General features: G+C 74.8%; 19 protein-coding genes. 8 read left to right on the forward strand and 11 right to left on the reverse strand.

The window, feature by feature from the left end; all coding sequences use genetic code 11:
• The first annotated feature begins 117 nt into the window (after positions 1–117).
• Entirely contained in the window at positions 118–738 is a 621-nt protein-coding gene (locus tag AB0H37_RS22775; RefSeq protein WP_329087183.1) for a hypothetical protein, read from the forward strand.
• A 99-nt stretch (positions 739–837) separates the two neighbouring features.
• Here AB0H37_RS22775 and AB0H37_RS22780 read toward each other — a convergent pair whose 3' ends face one another.
• Positions 838–1,761 (reverse strand): hypothetical protein, encoded by a 924-nt coding sequence (locus AB0H37_RS22780; protein WP_329087185.1) that lies wholly within the window; start codon positions 1,759–1,761, stop codon positions 838–840.
• Between the two features lie 189 nt (positions 1,762–1,950).
• On the opposite strand from AB0H37_RS22780, the gene AB0H37_RS22785 reads away from it, so the two are divergent.
• Entirely contained in the window at positions 1,951–3,000 is a 1,050-nt protein-coding gene (locus tag AB0H37_RS22785; RefSeq protein ID WP_360614951.1) for an alpha/beta hydrolase, read from the forward strand.
• Here the strand turns inward: AB0H37_RS22785 and AB0H37_RS22790 are convergent.
• A complete protein-coding gene (locus AB0H37_RS22790) occupies positions 2,997–4,424 on the reverse strand; it encodes an aldehyde dehydrogenase family protein (protein ID WP_329087187.1) in 1,428 nt (475 codons plus the stop codon). The genes AB0H37_RS22785 and AB0H37_RS22790 overlap by 4 nt on opposite strands.
• 5 nt (positions 4,425–4,429) lie before the next feature.
• The gene (locus AB0H37_RS22795; protein ID WP_329087189.1) at positions 4,430–5,908 is read right to left on the reverse strand and encodes a PucR family transcriptional regulator; all 1,479 of its coding nucleotides are present in this window, start codon (positions 5,906–5,908) and stop codon (positions 4,430–4,432) included.
• A 91-nt stretch (positions 5,909–5,999) separates the two neighbouring features.
• Between AB0H37_RS22795 and gabT the strand changes: the two genes are divergently transcribed.
• Positions 6,000–7,361, forward strand: coding sequence for a 4-aminobutyrate--2-oxoglutarate transaminase (gene gabT, locus AB0H37_RS22800; RefSeq protein WP_360614954.1), 1,362 nt, complete (start codon positions 6,000–6,002; stop codon positions 7,359–7,361).
• Between the two features lie 90 nt (positions 7,362–7,451).
• On the opposite strand, the gene AB0H37_RS22805 is transcribed toward gabT, so the two are convergent.
• The 4 genes from AB0H37_RS22805 to AB0H37_RS22820 all read right to left on the reverse strand — a co-directional run bounded on the left by AB0H37_RS22805 (position 7,452) and on the right by AB0H37_RS22820 (position 11,524).
• The gene (locus tag AB0H37_RS22805) at positions 7,452–8,441 is read right to left on the reverse strand and encodes an LLM class flavin-dependent oxidoreductase (RefSeq protein ID WP_329087193.1); all 990 of its coding nucleotides are present in this window, start codon (positions 8,439–8,441) and stop codon (positions 7,452–7,454) included.
• 37 nt (positions 8,442–8,478) lie between these two features.
• Positions 8,479–8,787, reverse strand: coding sequence for a hypothetical protein (locus AB0H37_RS22810; protein WP_329087195.1), 309 nt, complete (start codon positions 8,785–8,787; stop codon positions 8,479–8,481).
• 105 nt (positions 8,788–8,892) lie between these two features.
• The gene (locus AB0H37_RS22815) at positions 8,893–10,581 is read right to left on the reverse strand and encodes an ExeM/NucH family extracellular endonuclease (protein ID WP_360614956.1); all 1,689 of its coding nucleotides are present in this window, start codon (positions 10,579–10,581) and stop codon (positions 8,893–8,895) included.
• A gap of 76 nt (positions 10,582–10,657) precedes the next feature.
• The gene (locus tag AB0H37_RS22820) at positions 10,658–11,524 is read right to left on the reverse strand and encodes an NAD(P)-binding domain-containing protein (RefSeq protein WP_360614957.1); all 867 of its coding nucleotides are present in this window, start codon (positions 11,522–11,524) and stop codon (positions 10,658–10,660) included.
• A gap of 78 nt (positions 11,525–11,602) precedes the next feature.
• Here AB0H37_RS22820 and AB0H37_RS22825 point away from each other — a divergent pair, with 78 nt between their 5' ends.
• A complete protein-coding gene (locus AB0H37_RS22825) occupies positions 11,603–14,578 on the forward strand; it encodes a BTAD domain-containing putative transcriptional regulator (protein ID WP_360614959.1) in 2,976 nt (991 codons plus the stop codon).
• Here AB0H37_RS22825 and AB0H37_RS22830 read toward each other — a convergent pair.
• A complete protein-coding gene (locus AB0H37_RS22830; protein ID WP_360614961.1) occupies positions 14,575–15,795 on the reverse strand; it encodes an MFS transporter in 1,221 nt (406 codons plus the stop codon). The two genes, AB0H37_RS22825 and AB0H37_RS22830, sit on opposite strands and share 4 nt — an antisense overlap.
• 47 nt (positions 15,796–15,842) lie before the next feature.
• On the opposite strand from AB0H37_RS22830, the gene AB0H37_RS22835 reads away from it, so the two are divergent.
• The 4 genes from AB0H37_RS22835 (at position 15,843) to AB0H37_RS22850 (ending at position 21,415) form a co-directional block, all read left to right on the forward strand.
• Positions 15,843–17,252, forward strand: coding sequence for a PLP-dependent aminotransferase family protein (locus AB0H37_RS22835; protein ID WP_360614963.1), 1,410 nt, complete (start codon positions 15,843–15,845; stop codon positions 17,250–17,252).
• A gap of 111 nt (positions 17,253–17,363) precedes the next feature.
• Positions 17,364–18,635 carry a lipase family protein gene (locus tag AB0H37_RS22840; protein ID WP_329087206.1) on the forward strand — a complete coding sequence of 424 codons (1,272 nt, stop codon included), beginning with the start codon at positions 17,364–17,366 and terminating at the stop codon, positions 18,633–18,635.
• A 57-nt stretch (positions 18,636–18,692) separates the two neighbouring features.
• Positions 18,693–19,661 carry an acyl-CoA desaturase gene (locus tag AB0H37_RS22845; RefSeq protein ID WP_179838961.1) on the forward strand — a complete coding sequence of 323 codons (969 nt, stop codon included), beginning with the start codon at positions 18,693–18,695 and terminating at the stop codon, positions 19,659–19,661.
• Positions 19,658–21,415 carry a fatty acyl-AMP ligase gene (locus tag AB0H37_RS22850; RefSeq protein WP_329087208.1) on the forward strand — a complete coding sequence of 586 codons (1,758 nt, stop codon included), beginning with the start codon at positions 19,658–19,660 and terminating at the stop codon, positions 21,413–21,415. The genes AB0H37_RS22845 and AB0H37_RS22850 overlap by 4 nt, the downstream gene beginning before the upstream one ends.
• Before the next feature lie 16 nt (positions 21,416–21,431).
• Here the strand turns inward: AB0H37_RS22850 and AB0H37_RS22855 are convergent, their stop codons facing one another.
• From AB0H37_RS22855 to AB0H37_RS22865, 3 genes are all read right to left on the reverse strand, one after another.
• The gene (locus tag AB0H37_RS22855) at positions 21,432–22,676 is read right to left on the reverse strand and encodes a helix-turn-helix domain-containing protein (protein WP_329087210.1); all 1,245 of its coding nucleotides are present in this window, start codon (positions 22,674–22,676) and stop codon (positions 21,432–21,434) included.
• Between the two features lie 142 nt (positions 22,677–22,818).
• Positions 22,819–23,661 (reverse strand): EamA family transporter, encoded by an 843-nt coding sequence (locus tag AB0H37_RS22860; protein WP_360614966.1) that lies wholly within the window; start codon positions 23,659–23,661, stop codon positions 22,819–22,821.
• Positions 23,658–24,176, reverse strand: coding sequence for a MarR family transcriptional regulator (locus tag AB0H37_RS22865; RefSeq protein ID WP_360614968.1), 519 nt, complete (start codon positions 24,174–24,176; stop codon positions 23,658–23,660). Before AB0H37_RS22865 ends, AB0H37_RS22860 begins: the two co-directional genes overlap by 4 nt.
• Positions 24,177–24,226: the final 50 nt, after the last annotated feature.

Raw genomic sequence — 24,226 nt, forward strand, 5'->3', positions numbered from 1 at the left:
ACAGCGGTTCCGGGAGCACTGCTCGACACCTGGCGACGTGGGATTCCCCCGTACGGGGGAGGACGGTGGTGCCCGCGGGTGATCAATGCGGGCCGGGGCGGGCGCGAGGGTGGGCCCATGACCCTTGTGAGCACACCACCGGTCCCGTTCGCGCGGCTGCGCGCGGGCTGGGCCTCCGCGCACGCGCCGGTCGCCGGAGTCCCGCGCTGGGCGCGGATCGCGGCGATGGCCGTCCCGTTCACCGTCCTGCCGGCCGGGCTGTGGCGGATCGCCGCCTTCGCCTTCCACCTGCCGATCCTCAGCGGCAACGGCCTGGATGCGGAGGCCGCAGGCGGTGACCTTCCCGGCTGGGTGCCGCTGGAGGCGTACGTGGTGCTGCTGTCGATCGTGTCGGAGGTGGTGGCGTTCACCGCGGTCGGCCTGGTCGCCGGCTGGGGCGAGGTGTTCCCGCGGTGGGTGCCGGGCCTGCGGGGACGGCGCGTGCCGATCACGGTCGCCGTGGTCCCGGGCCTCGCGGGTGCGGCGATCCTGACCCCGATGTGGACGGCCTCCGTCGTGAACTGCCTGGTGTTCCAGAAGAACATCCAGGGGCGCCCGCTGCCCGACGACTTCCCCATCCACTTCCACGACTGGCAGGGCGTGCTCGGTGCCGTAGCCTACGCGCCGCTGCTGGCGTGGGGACCGCTGCTCGCCGCCGTCACGCTCGCCTACTGGCGCCGCCGGACGCGCGCGTCTTGAGACGCCGCCCCGGTCCGCGAAGTGGCCGTGACGATCACCCTCGTCCATGCGAAAGCCCACGTCTGCGCCCACCCGGTCTCAGCCGAGAGGACCGGGGGCTCAGGCGTAGGGGTCGGGGGAGGCGAGGGCGAGGGTGCAGAGGTCGTCGAGGCTGTCGTCGGTGTAGTCGGCGGGCAGTTCGATCCCGAGCGTCCGGAAGACGGACCGGATCTCCTCGGCGCTCGGGACGCGGCTCAGCTGCGTGTTCCGCAGCGAGTGCAGCGGCAGCCGTCTGGCCTGCTGGAAGCTGACGTGCAGCTCCGTCTCCCAGGACAGGTACGTCGGCGTGCCGCTGTTGATCACCAGGGCGGGGAACTCGGGGCCCCGCTGGGTGAAGATGAGGCAGCTCGTCGACAGCTCGTAGCGCAGCAGCGAGTAGGCCGAGGAGAGCCGCACGTCGATGTCGAGGAGCTCGTAGCGCTGCTGGTGCCAGGCCGCCGCGAGGATCGTCGCGAACAGCTCGCGGCGGGTCTCCTCCACCGTCCAGGTCTGCTCGGGGCTGTCGGAATCGGTCGCCAGCCGCTGGTGCAGCCGGACGTACTCGCGGCACAGGTCCGGGTCCATGGGGTCGAGGATCTCCAGCCGGAAGTCCAGCCTGCGCCGCAGCGGCCGGGCGGTCGCCACGCACTCGGGGAGCGTGACCGCGCGGATGAAGGCGCCCGTCCCGCCCCGGAAGACCCAGCGGTCGGTGGTGCGGCGCGCCTCGGTCAGGACGCGGTTGCACTCGGTCCCGCTGATGACCCGCACGTCCAGCTGCTTCTGCAGGGCCTCGACCGACTTCTGCACCTCGATGCCGCGGGTGTCGCTGCGGGCGCGGTCGCGCAGGAGCACGATGGAGACCACGGCCAGCGTCGCCATGGTGGCGCTCTGCACGACCTTGGTCGAGGCGATCCCGGCGATGTCCAGGCCGAGGATGACGACCGCGAGGGCGAACGCGACGGCCACGTCGACGTAGGCCGTCAGCATCTTCCAGATCCGCTGCATCCACCGCTCCCGTCACCCACCGCCACAGGGCCGCGACGATCCTAGCCACTCCCGCCCGGATGCCAGAGCCCTTTGCGGGCGGGGGTTTCCGGCGGCCCGCGCCGGTGTGCCCGCGGCCCCCGGGGAGGGGATGGGCCCCGAGGGCTACTGGGGAGTACGGTGTGCGGGACCCGAGGGCTGGAGGCTGGTGTGGCGTCGTTGACCGAGAAGGTGCCGCCGGGGGTGACCGGGGCCGTGCTCCGCGCCGTGTTCGCGCTGCCGGGGCCGGTGAAGCGGCTCATCGCCGGGACGCCGGTGCGGCGGGACGGGCAGCGACTCGCGCTGGACGCGCAACTCCTGCTGACGATGATGCGGCTGGAGGGCGAGCGGAGGCTGGCCGGAGGCACGGTCGAGGACGCGCGGCGGGGGATCGCCCGTGGGCAGTCGTACCTTCCGAGGGTGCCGGCGCGGCCGGTCCGGACGCGGAAGGTGGACGCGGACGGCGTGCCGGCGCGGCTCTACACGCCGAAGGGCCTCGCGGAGGGGTCGCCGCTCCTCGTCTTCTACCACGGCGGCGGCTGGGTCATCGGGAGCCTCGACACGCACGACACGGTGTGCCGGTACCTCGCCGTGCACGCGGAGGTGCGGGTGCTGTCGGTGGACTACCGGCTCGCGCCCGAGCACCCGTACCCGGCGGCGACCGATGACGCGCTGGCCGCCTACGAGTACGCGGCGGCCCACGCCGGCGACCTCGGCGCCGACCCGGGGGCCGTCGCGGTGGGGGGCGACAGCGCCGGCGGCAACCTCGCGGCGGTCGTGGCGGTGCAGGCCCGGCGGACGCCGGACTTCGCGCTGCTGTACTACCCGGCGATCGACATGTCCGTCCTGCGGCGGTCGCGGGACCTGTTCGCCGACGGGTTCTACCTGACCGACGACGACATGACGTGGTTCAGCGACCACTACTGCCCGGAGGCGCGGCGCGCCGAGCCGGCCGCCTCGCCGCTGCTCTTCGACGATCTCGCCGGCTTCCCGCCCACCTACCTCGTCACCGCCGGGTTCGACCCGCTGCGGGACGAGGGGGAGGAGTTCGCCGAGCGGCTGCGGAAGGCCGGCGTGCCCGTCGCGCTGAGGCGGCAGGAGGACCTCATCCACGGGTTCGCGAACATGTGGTCCCTGGGCGGGCGGTTCCGGGAGGCGGCGTCCGAGGCGGCCGGGGCCCTGCGCACCGGGCTGTACGCGGGGCCCCGGGGCCGGGGCTAGAGGGGCAGGCCCGTGAGGATCATGACCTTCTCCTCGGTGTAGTCGGCGATCGCCGACCGGAGCCCCTCGCGGCCCACGCCGGAGTCCTTCACGCCGCCGTAGGGCATCTGGTCGGCGCGGTAGGACGGGACGTCGCCGATCACGACGCCGCCCACGTCCAGCTCGCGGTGGGCGCGGAACGCCACGTCCAGGCTCCGGGTGAACACGCCCGCCTGGAGGCCGAACTTGGAGTCGTTGACGAGGGCGAACGCCTCGTCGGCCCCGTCCACCGGCTGGACGAACACGACCGGCCCGAAGACCTCCTCGCGGGCGATCTTGGAGTCGGGCGGGACGTCGGCGAGGACGGTCGGCGCGTACGCGGCGCCCTCGCGGGTGCCGCCGGTGAGGATGCGCGCGCCCGCGGCGACGGCCTCGTCCACCCAGGCCTCGACGCGCTCGGCTGCCTCCTCGTTGACCAGCGGGCCGACCTGGGTCTTGTCGTCCCACGGGTCACCGGTGACGAGGGTGGAGACCGTGTCGACCAGCTTCGGCAGGAACGCGTCGAGGACGGTCCGGTCCACGTAGACGCGCTGGACGGCGATGCAGCTCTGCCCGGCCTGGTAGTTGGCGAACAGCCCGATCCGCTTGGCGGCCCAGTCGAGGTCGGCGTCAGGCAGGACCACGGCCGCGCCGTTGCCGCCGAGTTCGAGGGTGACGTGCTTGCGCGGCGCCCGGTCGTTGATCGCCCAGCCGACCGGCACGGAGCCGGTGAACGACACGATCGGCAGCCGCGGGTCGTCGACCAGGGCGGAGGCCCGGTCGTTTGGCACCGGCAGGACCGAGAACATCCCGGCGGGCAGGTCGGTCTCGGCCAGCAGCTCGCCGAGCAGCAGCGCCGACAGCGGCGTGGCGGGGGCTGGCTTGAGGACGATCGGCGCGCCCGCGGCGATCGCCGGCGCGATCTTGTGGGCGGAGAGGTTCAGCGGGAAGTTGAACGGCGAGATGCCGAGCACCGGTCCCTTCGGCACGCGGGTGATGTAGGCCATCCGGCCCTCGGCGGCCGGGTCGGTGTCGAGCCGCTGCGTCGTGGCGGCGATGCGGCGGGCCTCCTCGGCGGCGAACCGGAACGTGGAGATCGCGCGGGTCACCTCGCCGCGCGCCCACAGCAGCGGCTTGCCGTTCTCACCGGTGATCAGCCGGGCGACCTCCTCGGCGCGCTCGGCGAGCCGCGCGGACACGTGCGCGAGGGCCTCGGCCCGCACGTGCAGCGGCAGCGCCGCGGCCTCCCGGCGGACGGCGTCGGCCGCGGCGACCGCCTCCTCCACCTGCGCGGGCGTCGGCACCGCCGCCGTCCCGACCACGCGGCCGTCGTAGGGATGCGTAACGGTCAGCTCGCCGTCACCGGTCTCGGGCCGGCCGGCCAGCCAGAATGGGGTCACGTTCATGCTTTTCACGGTATCCGCGGTGCGCTCGATTGGGAGTCGCCACGATGTCCAATCCGTTCCTCGACGTTGGACGCGATGGCGAGCGCGATCCACAGTTCGGCGCGGACGGCCGGATCGTCCGGGTCGCGCCCGAGGAGCTCGGCCGCCTTGCGCATCCGCGACCGCAGCGTGTGCCGGTGCACGCCGAGCGCCCGCGCCGCCGCCTCCCCCTGCCCGTTGGCCGCGACGTAGGCCCGGACGGTCTCGACCAGCCCCTCCGCGCGGAGCGGGGCGAGGAGCGCGTCGGCGAAGGCGTGCGCGAGGCCGGGGTCCATCAGCCCGAGCACGCCCTGCCCGGGGAGCCGGGAGTAGTGCAGGACGTCCCGGCCCGACCGCCCGGCCGCCGCGAGGGCCTCCTCCGCCTGCCGCAGCGCGGGCCGCAGGTCCCCGGAGGCCGGGTCGCTGACGCCGATGGGGCCGCTGCCCGCGAGGAGCCGTTCGACCGTCCCGAGTGCCCCGTCCGGCACGATCACGGCGATGCGCCCGCCGAGCGGCACCGCCGGGCACCGCGCCCCGGCCGCGTCGGACTCCAGCGTGTCCAGGACGGCGGCCCCGCCGGCGCAGACCATCACCCGCACGGGCCCGCGCGGGATCGCCGGGCCGTCGTCCGGGCGGCCGAGCAGCAGCGCCGCCAGCGACGCCCGGAGCTCGCGCCCGGTGCGCGGCGTCTCCGACTGGAGCGTCAGCAGGGCCACGGCGGCCCCCACGATCGTGTGCGCCGTGGGAGGGAGCGGCGCGTCCGCGCCCACCGCGAGGAATCCGCGCGGCCGCCCGCCCAGCCCGATGCGCTGCACGACGACGTGGTCGTCGGGGACGGCCAGCGCGACGCTCGCGGCGGGGCCGCCCTTGTCCGGGCGGTGCCGCAGCCGGGCCAGCTCGGGCGCGAGGTCTCCGGCGCGGTCGCGGGCACGGGCGGGTTCGGCGTGCCGGACGTCACCGGACGCGTCCAGCAGCAGCGCCCACCCGCCGAGCAGCCGGGCGAGCCGGGCGACCAGCGCGCCGGGGCCGGTGAGAGCGGCCCGCGTCAGCTCGCGCTGGGCCTGGAACGCGCGGGTCACGTCCTCGTACCACTCGGCGGCGAGCACCCGGGAGACCGCCTTGCCGATCGCGATGAACGGGGTCGGGCGCGGTACCTCCAGCAGCACGAGCCCCTGGTCGCGGGCGGCGGCGAACAGCTCGGCGGGGACGGTCTCGTGGATGACGCCGACCGCGAACCCGAGCCCGGCGACGCCCCGCGCGACCAGCCGGGACACATAGGCCCCGGCGTTCGCGGCGGTGAGCCGCATGCCGGTGGTCAGCACCAGCTCGCCGCCCTCCAGGAACGGGGTCGGGTCCTCCAGCTCGCTGACCGCGACCCACACGACCGGGGTCGCGGGGAGCGGTCCGGTGAGCGACCGTAGTCCGAGCTGGGGAAGGGCGGCCACGGCGGCCAACGTGGGCGGCATGTCAATCCCTGTGCAAAGTGTCTACCTCGCTGGACGGATTTCGCCGTCCCGTACGGTTCATCGTAGGCGGCGCCAGGCTTATGTTCAGGCCATGACCAGCCAGGACCCCACCCTCGGCGCGAGCGGCTCCCGCCTGCCGCAGGAACGCCGCGTCGTGACCGAGATCCCCGGCCCGCGCTCCCGCGCCCTGCACGAGCGGCGCCTCGCGGCGGTGCCGCCCGGTGTCGGCAGCGTCCTGCCGGTGTACGTGACGGACGCGGACGGCGGTGTGGTCGTCGACGCCGACGGCAACTCGCTGATCGACTTCGGCTCCGGCATCGCGGTCACGAGCGTCGGCAACGCCAACCCGCGGGTCGCGGCGCGGGTGAAGGCGCAGGCCGACCGGTTCACCCACACCTGCTTCATGGTCGCGCCGTACGAGTCGTACGTCGCGGTGTGCGAGAACCTCAACCGGATCACGCCCGGCGACCACGAGAAGCGCTCCCTGCTGGTCAACAGCGGCGCCGAGGCGGTGGAGAACGCCGTCAAGATCGCCCGGTACGCGACGGGGCGGCAGGCGGTCGTGGTGTTCGACCACGGCTACCACGGCCGGACGCTGCTGACGATGACGCTGACCGCGAAGAACATGCCCTACAAGCAGGGGTTCGGCCCGTACGCGCCCGAGGTCTACCGGATGCCGCTGGCCTACCCCTACCGGTGGCCGACCGGCCCGGATCACTGCGGGCCGGAGGCGGCGGCGCAGGCGATCGACCAGATCACCAAGCAGATCGGCCCGACGAACGTCGCGGCGCTGCTGATCGAGCCGATCCAGGGCGAGGGCGGGTTCATCGAGCCCGCGCCCGGTTTCCTGCCGGCGCTCGCCGAGTTCTGCCGGGCGAACGGCATCCTGTTCATCGCCGACGAGGTGCAGACGGGCTTCGCGCGGACCGGCGACCTGTTCGCCTGCGAGCACGAGGGGATCGTCCCCGACCTGGTCGCGACCGCGAAGGGCATCGCGGGCGGGCTGCCCCTGGCGGCCGTGACCGGGCGCGCCGACATCATGGACAAGGTGCACGGCGGCGGGCTCGGCGGCACCTACGGCGGCAACCCGCTCGCCTGCGAGGCGGCGCTCGCCGTCCTGCAGGAGATCGAGGACGGCAAGCTCACCGAGCGCGCCCGCCGGATCGGGGAGATCATGCTCCCCCGGCTGCGCGCCCTCGCCGCGCGGCACCCGGCGATCGGGGACGTCCGCGGGCGCGGCGCGATGATCGCCATCGAGCTGGTGCGGGAGGGGACGAAGGAGCCCGACCCCGAGCTGACCGCGCGGCTGGCCCGCCGCTGCCACGAGAACGGCCTGCTCGTGCTGACGACCGGGACCTACGGGAACGTGATGCGCTTCCTGCCGCCGCTCGTCATCTCCGAGGAGCTGCTGACCGAGGGCCTGGACGTCCTGGAGGCGGCCTTCGCGGGCTGATCCGCGGCGACGCTGCTCGCCGGTCTCGCTCGGAGGCCGGCGGTCCCGGCGCGTCGGGCGAGGTCCTCACCGCCGGCGCGCGGTTCCGCGTCACGCCGTGCCGAGGCTCTCCCGGTACAGGTCGGCGAGGATGTCGTAGGAGCGCAGCCGGTCGGCGTGGTCGAAGACCTGCGTGGTCACCATGACCTCGTCGACCCCGGTCCGGCCGACCAGCTCGTCCAGCTGCTTGCGGACGGCGTCCGGGCCGCCCACGACCTGGTCGGCCAGCCGCGCGTCGATCATCTGCCGTTCCATCGGCGTGTACGGGTACGACGCGGCCTCCTCCGGCGTCGGCAGCAGCCCCGGACGCCCCTGCCGCAGCCGCAGGAACGACAGCGCCTGCGGCGCGGCCAGCTCGCGGGCCCGCTCGTCGGTGTCGGACGCCGTCACCGACACCCCGATCATCGAGTACGGCTCGTCCAGCGCGCCGGGACGGAACGACTGCCGGTACAGGGTCAGCGCGGGCACGGTGTTCTCGGCGCTGAAGTGGTGCGCGAACGCGAACGGCAGGCCGAGGAGGCCGGCGAGCCGCGCGCTGTACCCGCTGGATCCGAGCAGCCACACCGGCGGCTCGTTCCCGGCGGCCGGGGTGACCTTGCCGTCCGCGGCGAAGTAGCTGCGCAGCTCGACGACCTGCTCGGGGAAGTCGTCGACCGACAGCGCCTCGGGGGACCGGCGCAGCGCCCGCGCGGTCGCCTGGTCGGTGCCGGGCGCGCGGCCGAGGCCGAGGTCGATGCGCCCGGGGTACAGCGCCTCCAGCGTCCCGAACTGCTCGGCGACGACCATCGGCGCGTGGTTGGGCAGCATGACCCCGCCCGACCCCACCCGCATCCGGGAGGTCGCCGCCGCGACCTGTCCGATCAGCACGGCGGTCGCCGAGCTGGCGATGCCGGGCATCGCGTGGTGCTCGGCCAGCCAGTACCGGTGGAAGCCGAGCCGCTCGACGTGCCGGGCCAGGTCGAGCGTGTTGCGCAGGGCCTGGCCGGACGTGGAGCCGGTGACGACGGGGGCGAGATCGAGGACGGAGAGGCGCACGGTCATACCGTGGCCAACCCGTCCCGGGCCGGTCCTCTTCCCGCTAGCCCTTCAGCGCGGCGACGACGACGATCGCGACGGCCGCGATCAGGACGGGGGCCGTGATGCTGAGCCACGACCAGTTCACCAGCGTGCGGGACCTCGCGGGGTCCTCCCCGAACCGGGTTTCGGCCCGCGTGTACAAGAGGGCGCCGACCACGACCAGCGGCAGGAACACGAACGTCGTGAGGAGGCCGAGGGCGAAGGCGACGATCTGCCCGAACCGGGTGTAGGTCCCGTCGGGGCCGATACCGAATGCGAGACGGGGAACGGCGGGCGAGGCGGGGACGGCGCCGGACACGGCTTCGGTCATGTGCGCACCGATCTCTAGGAATGTGACCTGGATCATACGCTCGGTCACCGTGCCGCGCGAGAGGGCCGGCCGCCCCTTTTCCGGCGGCCGGCCCGAGGGAGCGGCTCAGCGCAGGTCGAGGCCGAGCAGGACGGGGTCGTGGTCGGAGGAGCGGAACGCGTCCGGCCGGTAGAACGCGGGCGGGTTGAACTCGGTGTTGTAGTCGAGGAACACCGGCTCGTCGCCGTTGACGTGCCAGATCGTCGCGCCGGTCACGCGCCGCGACAGCGCTCTGCCCGCGAGCGCGTGGTCCAGCTCGCCCGACTGCCCGTCGAACACGTAGCTGTACCGCTGGTCCGGGCGGACGAACCGCTGCGTCTGCCCGACGAGCCCGGCGCCGGTGAGCGCCTTCACCGGGTCCTCGGCTGTGTAGGCGTTGAGGTCGCCGATCACGAGCGGGTTCGGCACGCCCGCCGCGAGCGCGCCGACCGCCTCGGCCTGGGACACGCGGCGGGCGTTGTAGCAGCCCTGGCCGTCGCCCTGGTCCTGGTCGGGTCCGGTGGCGCCGTCGCAGCCCTTCGACTTGAGATGGTTGACGATCATGGTGAACGCCGTCCCGCCCGCACGGGGGCGGAACGTCTGCACCAGCGGCGGGCGGTCGAACACCGGGTCCCGCGACGAGCGCGCGTCACCGACCGGCGCGACCTTCGACGGCCGGTAGACGAGCGCCACGTGGATCTCGTCCGTCCCCGGGTACGGGTGCCTCACCCACGCGTACGTCCCGGCGCCCGCCGCCTGGTTGAGCCGGTCGACGATCGCCCCGACGGCGGTGTCGCCGTTGTTCTCGACCTCCATCAGCCCGACGACGTCGGCGTCCAGGCCCCGCAGCGCGGCGGTCAGCTTGGCGAGCTGCCGCTCCTGCTCCTCGGGCGTGTCCGCTCCGCGCTCGTCCAGGGTCGTGAACCAGTTCAGCGTGTTGAAGCCGGCGACGCGCACGTCACCGCCCACCTTCTGCGGCCGCCTCCGCCTCGGGTTCTCGTCGTCGAACCGCGCGGCCCTGGTCGGCTGCAACGCGTAGTCGCCGAACTGGTAGGTGAGCACGCCGGTCAGCCCGGTCGTGGCGTCCCCGATCCGCAGGACGCGGGGATCGGTGTACGGGATCGTCGCCGGGTTCTGCACGTTCGACCCGTCGTCGACGAGGAGCCGCCGCGCGTCGTTGCCCGCCTGGGTGGAGCCGTGCCCGTCGGTCGGCTGGAAGAGGCGGCCGCCGGCGGAGACGGTGACCTGCCCGTACCGTCCGAGCTGGTAGGTCTCGGTGGCGGTGAGCCGCTGGCCGAACCCCAGCAGCACGCCCTCGTACTGCTCCCTGCCCGCGGCGCCCTTGAGCGGCAGCCGGACGGCCGTGGACGCGACCTTCCCCTGGCCGCACACGTCCACGGCCGAGACGGGCGACAGTTCGGTGAGCCCGTTGTACTCGACGGCCTTGCCGGTGACCAGGACCCGGTCGCCGACCGCGACCTCGATGGTCGAGTAGACGAACAGCCCGTCGGAGGTCCGCGGGTCCGCGTCGGGCGTCGGGTCCTGGACGAAGAAGCCCTTGAGCTGGTCGGCGCGCTGGAAGTCCGCGGTCACGACCCCCTCGACCCGGACGGTCTGCCCGGCGAGGGGGGTCGCGCCGCCGCTGCCCTGGACCTCGGCGATCTGGTGGTCGGCGGGGGTGCCGCAGGTGGACGGCTCCGCCGCGGCGGCCGTCTGGACGCCGGCGGCGAGGCCGGCGGTCAGGACGGTCGCGAGTGCTGCTGCTGTTCGGCGCATGGCGGGAGAGTAGGCGCGCCCCCTGCACGACCAGCGAACCGTTAATGAAGACTCCACCAATTCGCAACGGACCCGGCTACCGCGCGGGATGCTCCAGCAGGGTGATCAGGCGGGCGAGGCCGTCCTCGCCGTGGCCCTGCTCGACCGCGCGGTCGAGCAGGTCCCGCAGGGGGAGCAGGTACCCGGGGTCCACGCCCTGGTCGCGGCTCGTCTCGATCAGGCCGGGGAACGCGACCTGACTGGTCGCGACGCTGGAGACGCTGGTGGCGAAGTCGCCCGCCTCGACGGCGCGGGCCTGTTCGGGGAGCATGCCCATCATCGCGGTCAGCCACGCCGTGGCCATCGGCTCGAAGTCCGTGGCCGCGGCCTTCTCCGACCGCACGAGCGCGAAGGCGTGCTGGAAGCCGGCGATCAAGCCGTACATGGCGTCCAGCAGGGCCAGGTCGAACAGCGGCGCGAGCCCCGGGTCGGCGCCGAGGAACTCCGGCCGGCCCAGCACGGCGAGCGTCTCGCGGTGCTCCTCGAACGCCTCCTCGTCGCCGCTGTAGAGGATCAGCGCCTCCGGCCGCCCGATCATCGGCGGGACGGCCATGATCCCGCCGTCCACGTACCGGGCGCCGAGCCCGGCGGCCCGGCCGGCCAGGGCGCGCGCCTGCCGGGGCGTTCCGTTGGTGAGCTGGACGATCGTGCGCCCGGCCGCCGCGCCGCCGTCGAGGATCTCCTCGGCGTTGGCGTACACGGACAGGCACACGATCACCAGCGGGCTCGCCGAGATGGCCGCCGCGGCGCTCTCCGCCTCCACCGCGCCCTTGGCCACGAGCGGCTCGGCCTTGGCGCGCGAGCGGTTCCAGACGGTCACGGTCCGCCCGTCCTCCAGCAACGCCTCGGCGAGCGCGCTTCCCATCAGCCCCAGCCCGAGCACGGTCACGGAAGTCGTCATCATGTCGATCCTCTCGTTCGCAGGGCTCCAGCCTGCGGCAGGCAGGTTCGGGAAAGGTTCGGGCCGCATTACGGTGGGTGCATGCGCTTCGGGGTCCTCGGTCCGCTGGAGGTGCGGACCGAGGACGGCCGTCCGGTCCCGGTCCCGGACCGGAAGGTGCGGACGCTGCTGGCCGATCTCCTCGCGCACGCCGGAAGCGCCGTCCCCGCCGACCGGCTCATCGAGGACCTGTGGGGCGACGCGCTGCCCGCCGATCCGGCGGCGACGCTGCGGGCCCGCGTCTCCCAGCTGCGCCGGACGCTGGAGGACGCCGAACCGGGCGCCCGGGCACTGGTCGAGACCCGCCCGCCCGGCTACCGGCTGGCCGCACGGACCGACGCGCTCGAATTCGCGGACCTCGCCGCGCGGGCTGCGGACGAACCCGGCCCGGCCCCTCGCGCCGCGCGGTTCGCCGAGGCGCTGGCGCTCTGGCGCGGTTCAGCGTTCGCCGACTTCGCCGACGCGCCGTTCGCCGCCCCCGAGATCGCCCGCCTGGACGAACTGCGCCTCGCGGCCCTGGAGGGGCAGGCCGAGGCCCGCCTGGAGCTGGGCGAGGACGCGGCGCTGGCGGCCGAGCTGCGCGGACCGGTGGTCCGGCACCCGTTCCGGGAACGGCTGCGCGCGGCCCACATGCGGGCCCTCTACCGCGCGGGCCGTCCCGTCGAGGCCCTCGCCGCCTACGACGACCTGCGCGTCCGCCTGCGCGACGACCTGGGCCTGGACCCTTCGCCCGCGCTGGCGGCCCTGCACGCGTCCATGCTCCGCCGCGACCCGGCGGTCGCTGGATCACGGGGCAACCTGCCGGCCGACGTGGCGCCCCTCATCGGCCGCGACGCGGCCGTCCGGGAGCTGACCGCGCTGCTGGAGGAGTCGCGGCTCGTGACGCTGCACGGGATGGGCGGGGTGGGCAAGACCCGGCTCGCGGTGGCGGTCGCGCGCGGACTGCGCGACCCGGGCGAGGTGTGGCTCGTGCGGCTCGACGAGGGGCTGGAGGCGGGCGCGTCCGCCGACGACGCGGCGTCGTTCACCGCCGGGGTGCTCGGGCTGCGCGACGACGCGGGCTCCGGCGGCGGACCGGCCGCGCGGCTGGGCGAGGCGCTGGGCGGCAGGCGGGCGCTGCTGGTCCTCGACAACTGCGAGCACGTGGCCGAACCGGTGGCTCGGCTGGCGGCGGCGCTGCTGCGGGACGTCGCGGACCTGCGGGTCCTCGCCACGAGCCGGGAGCCGCTCGCGATCTCGGGGGAGCGGCTGTGGACCGTCCCGCCGCTGGACGCCGGGGCCGCCGCGGCGCTGCTCGCCGAGCGGGCGGGCATCGCGCCCGGACCCCGGAGCACCGAGTCGATCGCGGCGATCGTCGACCGGCTCGACGGCGTCCCGCTGGCCCTGGAACTGGCGGCGACGCGGGTACGGGCGCTCGGCCTCGCCGGCCTGGCCGAACGGCTGGACGACCGCTTCCGGCTGCTGTCGTCCGGTGCCCGGGACGCCCCGCCCCGGCAGCGGACGCTCCGCGCCCTGATCGACTGGAGCTGGGAGCCCCTGGACGAGCGCGGGCGGGCGGTGCTGCGGCGGCTGGCGGTCCACGCGGGCGGCTGCACCCTCGACGCGGCCGAGGCGGTCTGCGGCGCCGACGTCGAGACGCTCGCGGGCCTCGTCGACAGGTCGCTCGTCGTGGCCGGAGAGGGACCGCGGTACCGGCTGCTCGAAACGGTGGCCGCGTACGGCGCCGAGCGGCTCCGGGAGGCGGGCGAGGACGAGCGGGTGCGCCGCCGCCATGCCGAGTACTACATCCGCCTGGCCGAACGCGCCGACCTGCGCGGTCCGGGGCAGCGCGACGCCCTGCGGCGGTTGCGCGCGGAGACCGGCAACCTGCGGGCCGCCCTCGACGGCGCCGTCCGGGCCGGGGACGCCGGTCTCGCGCTGCGGCTGGTCAACGCCATGGGCTGGGCCTGGTTCCTGTGGGGCCGCGCCGGCGAGGCGCGCCGGGCGTTCGAGCGGGCGCTCGCCGTGCCGGGCGCGGCGGACCCGGCGTCCGCGGCCCGGGCGCGGACCTGGCACACCGGGTTCGCCCTGCTGGACGGCGACGGCGCGGACCGCGACGAGCGCGTGCGTGAGGCCCTGGCCGCCGACGGCGACCCGTGGGCGCACTGGTTCCTCGGATTCGTCCGGGGAGGGTTCGGGGACCTGGCGCCGATCGACGCGCTCACGGCCCGCGCGCTCGACGGGTTCCGCGCCCGCGCCGACGCCTGGGGCGAGGCGGCGGCGCTCGCCGTCCGGGCCGGGCAGGCGCTGTCGGCCGGTGACCTCCCCCGGGCCCGGTGCGACGGCGAGCGGGCCCTGCGGCTGTTCGGCACGGCGGGCGACCGGTGGGGACGGCTCCAGGCCACCGAGACGCTCGGCCTGGTCGCGGAGGTGACCGGCGACTACGCCCGCGCGCGGGACCTCCACGAGAGCGGGCTGCGCGACGCCGAGGAGCTCGGGCTCTGGGCGGAGGCGTCCGGACGGCTGGCCCGCCTCGGCCGCGTCGCGCTGCTCGAAGGCGACCTCGACGGCGCCGACGACCTGCACGAGCGCGGCAGGCGGCTGGCCGTCCGCCAGTCGCACCGCCGGATGGAGCACTTCGCCGAGATCGGCCTCGCCCTCGCGGCGCGCAGGCGCGGGCGCCTGGCCGAGGCCGAGGCGATCCTGCGCCGCTGGCTCGGCTGGTGCCGCGACATCGACGGCGCCCCGGGCCTCGCGTTCCTCCTGGCCGAGCTGGGGTTCATCGCCGAACTGCGGGGCGACGCCGACCGGGCGCTCGACCTGCACACCGAGGGCCTGGCGGCGGCCCGCGCCACCGGCCACCCGCGCGCGGTCGCGCTCGCGCAGGAGGGCCTGGCCGGTGCGCTCTCCCTCGCCGGCCGCCGCGCGGAGGCCGCGCGGGCGCTGGCCGCCGCGTCGCGGGCCCGGGCGGCCGCCGGTGCGCCGCTGCCCGAGGCGGAGCGCGGCGACGTCGACCGGATCGCCGCGCGCCTCGGCTAGGAGCGGCGGGAATCGGAACGGCGGGAATCGGAACGGCGGGAGAACGCCAGGGGGAGGGCCAGGAGCATCACGGCGGAGGTGAGCGCGAAGGCGATCGGGTAGCCGGTCGCGGCGGCGGCGAGGCCGAACGCGGCGCCGCCGACGCCCATGCCGCCGTCGTAGCCGATGTTCCACAGCGCGCTGACCGTGCCGTAGCCGGACGCGGGCGCCCGCTCGAACATCACGGTCATGCTCGCGTTCTGCGTGACGCCGAAGCCCGCGCCGAACACCACCATGGCGGCGAGGACGGCGACCGTGTTCGGCGCGAGGGACAGCAGCGCGATGCCGGACGCGGAGACGGCCACGGCGGGCAGGAGGAGCCGCGCGGCGCCGTGCCGGTCCCCGATCCGTCCCGCCCACCAGCGCGAGAGCGTGGCGGCCGCCGGCTGGACGAACAGCGCCGCCGCCGCGACCCCGGCGGGAACGGCGTCGGGCAGGAACGTGATCAGGATGCCCGCCGCCATTGCGGTGGAGGCGAACGCGACGGCCGGGCGCAGCAGCGCCGCCGACCGCAGGCCCGCGGCGATGCCGAAGGGCCGCTCAGGGGCCGGCGACGACGAGGCCGGGCCGGAGATCCTGCGCGGCAGGCCGGGCAGCACCGCCAGCGCGGCGAGCGAGGCCACCGCCCCCGCGACGAACACCGGCGTGTAGCCGACCTCGCCTGCCAGCCACACCCCGAGCGGCAGCGCGAGCAGCGACGGCACCCCGGCCACGATCCCGAACACCCCGATCCCCTCGCCGCGCCGCTCCGCCGGGACGAGCGCCGCGACCAGCGCGCCCGTCACCACCACGGCCACCGCGAAGCCGAGGCCGCGCACCAGGCTCACCACGGTGATCGTCGCCATGGCCGAGGAGAACGGCAGCGCCAGCGAGGGCGCCCCGAGCAGCAGGATCCCCGCCGCGAGCACCCGCCGGTGCCCGAACCGGTCGAGCAGCCGGGGCAGCGAGAGTTCGGCGAGCACCGTCGTCAGCATCAGCGCTCCCGTGGTGAGGCCGGCGCCGACCCCGCCCGCGCCGCCGTCCACCGCGTACATCGGCACGACCGAGAACAGCAGGAAGAACCCCGTCAGCGTGGCGAAGGCGGCCGCGAACACCAGCGCCAGATGCCGCCCGACCAGCGGCGGCCGCACGGCCCGGGCGGTGCTCGGACGCGGCAGCGTCCCCTGTGTCTCGCTCATGGGCATGACCGTAAGCGAGCATCCGGCCTGCTATATGGTCCAATCTCATGGCAATCGAGTGGGCCGGTTCGACACCGGAGCTGCTGCTGGCCCTGGACCGGGACGCGACCGGGACGCTGCGCTCCCAGCTGGAGACCGCGCTGCGCGACGCGATCTGCACCGGACGGCTGAAGGCGGGGGAGCGGCTGCCCTCGTCCCGCGAGCTGGCCCGCCAGCTCGGCGTCTCCCGCGGCCTCGTCCAGGAGTGCTACGGCCAGCTCAACGCCGAGGGATACCTGTGCGCGCGGACGGGGTCGGCCACCCGCGTGGCATCCGTCCGCGCGGTCGACGACGAACCGGCGCCCGCCGCGCCGCCGGACACGTCCCGGCTCCGCGTCGACTTCGCCGCGGGCGTGCCCGACCTGGCGTCCTTCCCGCGCGGCGACTGGTCGTGGGCGCAGCGGGAGGTCGCCCGGACGGTGCGGAACGAGGCGCTCGGCTACGGCGACCCGCGCGGCAGCGAGGTCCTGCGGGGCGTCCTCGCCGGTCATCTGCGGCGGGTGCGAGCGGCGGTCGCCGAGGCCGACGACATCGTCGTCTGCGGCGGCTTCGCCCAGGGGCTCGGCATCGTCCTGCACGTCCTGGCCCGCCGGGGCGTCCGCCGCGTGGCGTTCGAGGACCCCGGCTACGGTGACGGCGCGACCATGGCCGCCGCGGAGCGCGCCGGGATCGAGGCGGTGCCCGTCCCGGTGGACGACCTCGGGCTGGACGTGGACGCGCTCGACGCGAGCGGCGCCCGCGCGGTCGTCGTCACCCCGGCGCACCAGTGGCCGACCGGCGTCGTGCTGGCCCCCGAGCGGCGCCGCGCCCTCGCCGACTGGGCGTGCGAGCGGAACGGGGTCGTCGTCGAGGACGACTACGACGCCGAGTTCCGCTACGACCGGGAGCCCGTGGGGTCGGTGCAGGGGCTCGTGCCCGGCCGCGTCCTCGGCCTCGGGACGGTCAGCAAGTCGCTGGCCCCGGGCGTCCGGCTGGGCTGGATCCTGTGCCCGCCCGCGCTGACCCGGGCGGTGGCGGAGGAGAAGCGGCTCGCCGACCGCGGCTCGCCCGTGCTCGACCAGCTCGCGCTCGCCGCGCTCATCGAGTCCGGCCGCTACGGGCGGCACCTGCGCCGGATGCGCCCCCTCTACGCCGAGCGCCGCGCGGCGCTCGTCGCGGCCCTCGCCGAGCACGCGCCCGCCGTCCGGCTGACCGGGCTGGCCGCGGGTTTCCACGCCGTCGCGCACCTCCCCGGCGGGACGGACGAGCGGCGCGTCGTCGCCGAGGCGCGCAGGCGGTCGGTCGGCCTGTACGGGATGAGCACCTACCGGGCGTCCGGCGCGGCCGAGCCACCGCGTCTCGTCCTCGGCTTCGGCGACCTCACCGAGACCGCGATCCGGGACGGGATCGGGAAGGTGGCCGACCTCCTCAGATCTTGAGTTGAGTGCTAATAACGGCGCCCCGGCATGTGACAGGACTTCATTCCGCGCGTCGCGCCGGGTGGGAGACAGTCGTCAGCATTCGGTTTCCAGTCCACTCCTGGAGCGAGAATGCGCTTCCGCAGCCTGCTCACCACCGCGGCGCTCGGCGCGGCCCTCGCCGTGCCCGTCGCCGCGCCCCCGGCCGCCGCCGTGCCCTCCGGCTGCGACGCGACCGACGCGGAGATCTACGCGGCGCCGCCCGCGACGGTCACGGGGAGCCCGGGGGATCTGCTCGCCTGCCGCCCGGCGAAGCTGACGAACATCCCCGGCGACGTCCCGATGAAGGCGTGGAAGGTCCGGTATGTCTCGACCGACGCCAAGGGCGCCGGGAACGTGGTGACCGGGACGGTCGCCGTCCCCGACGCGGCCTGGACGAAGGGCGGGTCCCGCCCGACCGTCGCGTTCAACCCCGGCACGCTCGGCTCCGGCCCGCAGTGCGCCTTCTCCAAGCAGCTCGCCGGCGAGTACGTCGACATGTACGAGGGCGCGAACCTGACGCTGTTCCTCAAGGCGGGCTTCGCGGTCGCCGCCACCGACGGCGCCGGGTACCTCGCCGGGCAGGTCCACACCTACATGGTCGGCGCTAACGCCGGGCATGCGCTGCTCGACGCCGTCCGGACGTCGCGCCGCATCCCCGGCGGACCCCTCACGGCGGACGGCGCGGTCGGCATCTCCGGCTACTCCGAGGGCGGTGCGGCCGCGCTGTGGGGCGCGCAGCTCGCCTCGTCCTACGCGCCGGAGCTGAAGGTCGTCGGCGCGGCGGCGGGCGGCGTGCCCGGCGACCTGAAGCTGACGGCCGAGCAGCTCAACGGCAGCCTGTTCGCGGGCTTCCTCGCCGACGCGCTCGTCGGCCTGCACGCCGCCCACCCGGAGATGCCCTTCGACGAGCTGATGAACGACCGGGGCGTGCAGGCGATCAAGGACGTCAGGTCCAACTGCCTGTACGGGACGCTCGCGGTCTTCCTCGGCGCGCGGGCCGAGAGCTTCTCCACGGACGGCCTGTCGCTGGAGCAGATCTACGCGCTGAGGGGCCCCGGCGGCGTCACCTGGGGCGACATCGTCGACCGGCAGAAGCTCGGAGTCGGCATCGGCACCCCGTCCTCCGGCGCCACGTACAGGATCGGCTTCCCGGTGTTCCAGTACCGCGGCTGGCTGGAGGAGATCATCCCGCACGAGACCGAGGACGCCACCCGCCAGGCCTACTGCAAGGCCGGCATCACCACGACGTGGAAGAACACCTACCCGGCCGAGCACCTGTCCACCGACTGGGGAGCCGCCGGGGACGTGACGAACTTCCTCGGTGACCGCTTCGAGGGCAAGCCCGCCCAGGGCAACTGCTGACCGCGAAGCCGAGACGCACACCAAACGCAGCTACACGAGACCAAGGGAGTCGTGAACATGACAGCGGGCGTCGCCGACGTCGGCAGCCGCACCCCGCAGCCGGACCTGTCCGGCACCGTCCCGTTCCCCGAGCGCGTCGCGGTCGTGGTGTTCGTGGTGGGGCCCGTCATCGGGCTGCTGGGCGCCGTCCCCTTCCTGTGGGGCTGGGGGATCGGCTGGACCGACGTGGCCATCTTCGCGTTCCTGTATCCGCTGAACGCGATCGGGATCACGGTCGGCTACCACCGGCACTTCACCCACGGCGGATTCAAGGCCAAGCGGTGGCTGCGGATCGCCCTCGCGATCCTCGGCGGGCAGGCCATGCACGGCTCGGTGGTCCGCTGGGTCGCCGACCACCGCCGCCACCACAAGTACGCCGACCAGGAGGGCGACCCCCACTCGCCCTGGGCGTACGGGCCCGGCGTGTGGGGGCTCACCAAGGGGCTCTACCACGCGCACATGGGCTGGCTCTTCAGCAAGGAGCGCACGTCCCGCAGCAAGTACGCGCCCGACCTGCTGAAGGACAGGGACATCCGGTTCCTGTCCCTCGACCCCGTCTACGCCGTGATCGTGCTGTCGACGTTCCTCGTCCCGATGGGGCTGGGCGCGCTGCTCACCTGGTCGTGGCACGGCGCCGTCACCGCGCTGTTCTGGGGCGGGGTGATGCGCGTCTTCGTCGGCGACCACATCACGTTCTCGATCAACTCGATCTGCCACGTGTTCGGCAAGGAGGACTTCAAGACGCGCGACCGGGCCCGCAACGTGTGGTGGCTGGCGATCCCGTCGTTCGGCGAGTCCTGGCACAACCTGCACCACGCCGACCCGACCTGCGCGCGGCACGGCGTCCTCAAGGGGCAGATCGACATCAGCGCCCGCGTCATCTGGGTCTTCGAGAGGCTCGGCTGGGTCTGGGACGTCCGCTGGCCCGACCACGAGCGCCTCGCCGCCCGCCGCGTGACCGCCCCCAGCACCGGAGAGCGAGCATGACCGACCTTCCCCCGCTCGACCGCACGCCGCTGATCGAGCGGCTCGCCCGGTTCGCCAAGGACTTCCCCGGCGACCGCGCCTACACCTTCATGGACTACGTGACGGACCCGGACGGCGTCGCCACCGACGTCACCTGGGGAGAGCTGGACCGGCGCGCCCGCAGCATCGCCGCCGCCATCCGCCGGGCCACCGAGCCCGGACGCCGCGTCGCGCTGCTCGCCCCGCAGGACCTGCACTACGTCACCGCGTTCCTCGGCGCCATGTACGCCCGCGTCATCGGCGTCCCGCTGTTCTCCCCGGACCTGCCGGGCCACGGCGACCGGCTCCTCGCCGTCTACCAGGACGCCGAACCCGACGTCGTGATCACCACGAGCGCCTCGCTGCCGCACGTCCGCTCGTTCCTCGCGGGCGGCTCCGTCCGGGAGCCCGCCGAGATCATCGTCGCGGACGAGGTGGACGCGGCGCTCGACTGGACGCCCGAGCCCATCGACCCGGGCGACGTCGCCTACCTCCAGTACACCTCCGGCTCCACCCGCACCCCCGCGGGCGTCATCATCACGCACGGGAACTTCGCGACGAACGCCGAGCAGCTGTGGCGGACGTTCGAGGGCATCCCGCGCGTGTCGTCCGGCGTGAACTGGCTGCCCGTCTTCCACGACATGGGCCTGGTCACCACCGTCGCGCTGCCGCTGGTGTACGGCAACCCGGGCGTGATCATGGATCCGGTGGCGTTCGTCATGCGCCCCGTCCGCTGGCTGGAGCTGCTCAGCGCGCAGAGCCACGCGTTCACCGGCGGCCCCAACTTCGCCTACGAGTACCTCACCGCGCAGGTCACCGAGGAGGAGAAGGCGAAGCTCGACCTGAGCGGCGTGCAGGTCTTCATGAACGGCGCGGAGCCGATCCGGGAGAGCACGCTCACCGGCTTCTACGAGGCGTTCAAGGACTGCGGGCTGCGGCCCGAGGCGCAGGTGTGCGCGTACGGGCTGGCCGAGGCGACCGTGTACGTGTCGGCGTCGTCCCGCTTCCGGGAGCCGACCCGCGTCGCCTTCGACCACGAGGGGCTGCGCCGGGGCACCGCCGAACCGTGCGACGCGGGCGCGCCCGGCGCGATCCAGCTGATCGCCTGCGGGACGTCCTACGGCCAGCACGTCGCCATCGCCGACCCCGAGACCGGCGTGCGGCTCGCGGACGGCGCCGTCGGCGAGATCTGGGTGCACGGCCCGAACGTCGCGGCCGGCTACTGGGGACGTCCCGAGGCCACCAGGGAGACGTTCGAGGCGAAGCTCGCGGGCCACGGCGACCTGCCGCGCTCCCCGTGGCTGCGCACCGGGGACCTCGGCGTCCTGCACGGCGGGGAGCTGTTCGTCACCGGCCGGATCAAGGACCTGGTCATCGTGGACGGGCGCAACCACTACCCGCAGGACATCGAGTTCACCGTCTCCGGCGCGCACAAGGCGGTCCGCCGCGAGTACGCCTGCGCGGTGGCGGTCGACACCGGCGACACCGAGGGCCTGGTCGTGGTGGCCGAGCGGAACCGCCGGGTGCCGATCGCGCTGCTCGACCAGGACGAGGTGGCGCAAGCGGTGCGGACGGCCGTGAAGCAGCAGCATGACCTGCGCGTGCACGACTTCGTGCTGATCGAGCCGGGCGGACTGCCGCGCACCAGCAGCGGGAAGATCGCCCGGTCGGCGTGCCGGCAGGACTACCTCGACGGGAGGCTGCCGGTCGCGGAGGCGGCGTCCCGGTCCGCGTGAGCCGGGACCGGGCTCCTCACGCGTGCTCCCCGTCGGCGCCGTCGCGCAGCCAGACGGGGAGCAGCAGCATCAGCTCCAGCCGGATCGCCGGGTCCTCGATGTCGTAGTCGAAGATCTCGTGCAGCTGCGCCAGCCGGTACCGGACGGTCTGCGGGTGCACGCACAGCGCCTCCGCCGCGTCCGTCGCGTTGAAGCCGTGCTTGAGGCACTCCAGCAGCGTCACCGCCAGCCGGCCGCCGCGGTGCGGGCCGAGCGCGGTGAGCGGGGCCAGCCGCCGCCGCGCCGCCGCCTCGGCGAGCGTCCAGCCTTCCTCCAGCAGCAGGTCGGGCACGTACCGGTCGGCGTGGACGAGCGCGCCGGGGCCCTGCCGGCCGAGCCGTCCTGCCGCCATCGAGTCGAGCGTCCGGTGCGCCCAGTGCAGCGAGATCCCGGCCCGGTCGAGCGGTACGGAGGGCCCGACCGCGCCCGCCCAGCCGCCGAGGGTGGCGGTCAGCCGGGCGGGGCCGCCGGGGCGGTCCGGGTCGGGCATCACCAGGCACGGCCGCCCGCGGTCGATGCCGCTCAGCAGGGACGGCGGCAGCCCGGCGGGCCCCTCCCCGCCGCTGCCTGGCCGCGGCTCCAGCACGATCACCGCCAGCCGCTCGGGCAGCGGCCAGCCGGCGAGGTTGGCCTGCTCGGCGACGACCTCCCGCGGCGCCGCCGGGTCGGACAGCAGCAGGCTCAGCAGCCGGCCGCGGCGCTGCTCCCGCTCGCCCGCGGTCTTCTCCCGCGCCCGGGCGTAGCCCTGCGCGGCGGCGGACGCCAGCAGGTCCAGGTACGCGAAGTTCGCCTCGGTGAGCGCGATCGCCAGGTCGCGGGGCTTCTTCAGCCGGTCGGCCTCCCGCGACAGGTACCGCCACGCGGTCCTGGAGGCGACCCGCATCGCGTTCTGCAGGTGCTCCAGCCCGCGACCCTCGACCGCCTCCCCGTACCCGATGTCGAAGTAGACCTGGTGCACCTCCTGCCAGGAGGTGTCGGGGTCGGCGATCATCTGCACGAAGTGCCCCATGCCCTGCGCCGTCGCGAGCCGCATCACCTCGATGTAGACGGGGTCGTCGGGGCGCGCGTACTCGGGGACGTGCCGCAGCACGCCCTCCACCATGGAGTCGACCAGGGCGGGAAGGTGCGGGCGCATCCACTGCGCCTCTTCTCGCGGTACGTCGCGCCAGGGTTCCCCCGACAGATCGTCGGCCTGGGCGGACCTCTCGTACAGCTCCGTCAAAGTGTCACCTCCGTCAGCGGACACTCGGCCCGCCAGGCTAGGTGGCGTGCGTCACACAAGACACTCACATCGGTGACAACGCCGCCCGGTTCCTTGTCACACTCGGCGGACGCGCCTGGTCGCACCCGACAAGGAGTGGTCCTCACCCCGCCGCGAGGGTCAGCAGGACGACGGCCGCGGCGGCGCCGGCCAGGCCCGCGGCCTGCGTCCGCGACAGGCGCTCGCGCAGCGCCGTGACGCCGAGCAGCACCGGGACCACCGGATACAGCGAGGACAGCACGACCGCGATGACGACGAGCTGCTGCCGGGTCGCGAGGAGGTAGCAGACGAGCGCCGCCGCCGCGAGGCCGCCGTTCACCGCCGACCAGAGCCACACCGTCCCGCCCGGGAGGCGCCGCCCGCCCGAGCACATCATCGGCGCGATCGCGAGGACGGCCGCGACCCGTCCCGCCGCGACGGGCCAGATCCCGGAGTCGTCTCCCGCCTGGGCGAGGGCCAGGTACTGGACGCCGATCCCGGCCCCCGCGGCGAGCCCGTTCGCGAGGGCCGCGCGGACCCGGCCCCCCTCGTCCGACCGGGACCGGGACACCAGCCACAGCGCGGGCACCACGATGGCGATCCCGAGCCAGGCCGCCGCCGTGGGGCGGTCGCCGAGGAACGCGACGCCGACGGCCACCGGCAGGGCCACCCCGCCGACCGCGCTCACCGGGACGACGATGCTCAGGCTCCCCTTGCTGATCCCCCGGTACAGGAAGACCATCGCGAGGCCCGTCCCGGCGCCCGAGAGCGCGCCCCACGCCAGGTCCCCCGCGGACACGGCGGGGGCGGGCACGGCGAGCGCGGCCGCGACCGCGCACGCGAGCCCGCCGATCTGGCCGAGCAGCGCGACGGCGGCGAAGTCGGCGCGCCGCGACAGCAGCCCGCCCCAGACGTCGGCGACGCCGTAGAGAAGGGCCGAGGCGAGGGCCAGGAGAACGCCCGTCATGCGCGTCCCGCGTCGCGTTCGGCCTGGCCGACCGGGCAGACGCCACCGCTCGTGCAGCACCCCCGGTCGCAGAGGCGGCAGATGACCTCGGAGTCGCCGATCTCCTCGTAGAGGCGGGCCAGGAGCTTGGCCAGCAGCCCGGTGAGCGCCTCGCGCTCGGCGTCGTCCAGGACGGCCAGCACAGCGGCCAGCGGTGCGTCCCGCGCGGCCAGCATCGCGCGCACCGACTCCTCGCCTTCCGGCGTCAGCAGGACCTGGACGGCGCGCCCTCCGCCGGGGCGGCGCCGGACCAGGCCGGCGGCCTGGAGCCCGTCCACCATGCGCGCGGCGGCGGACTGGGTCAGCCCGACGCGGCGTCCGAGTTCGGTGACGCCGAGGCCGGGCGCGTGGGACAGGACGACCAGCGCCGCCGCGCCGCTCGCGCCCACCCGTCCCGCGTCCGTGGCCCGGGCCAGCACGAGGTCGGTCACCGCCAGCGAGGCGGCGCCCAGCAGGTTCGCCACTCTGTCATGCATGAGTCATGCATGTTAGCAGGGACGGTCACGCCCCTGTCCGGGGGCGGCGC

Origin of the sequence: Actinomadura sp. NPDC023710 (assembly GCF_040639875.1) — a bacterium.
Taxonomy (GTDB): Bacteria; Actinomycetota; Actinomycetes; order Streptosporangiales; family Streptosporangiaceae; genus Spirillospora; species Spirillospora citrea.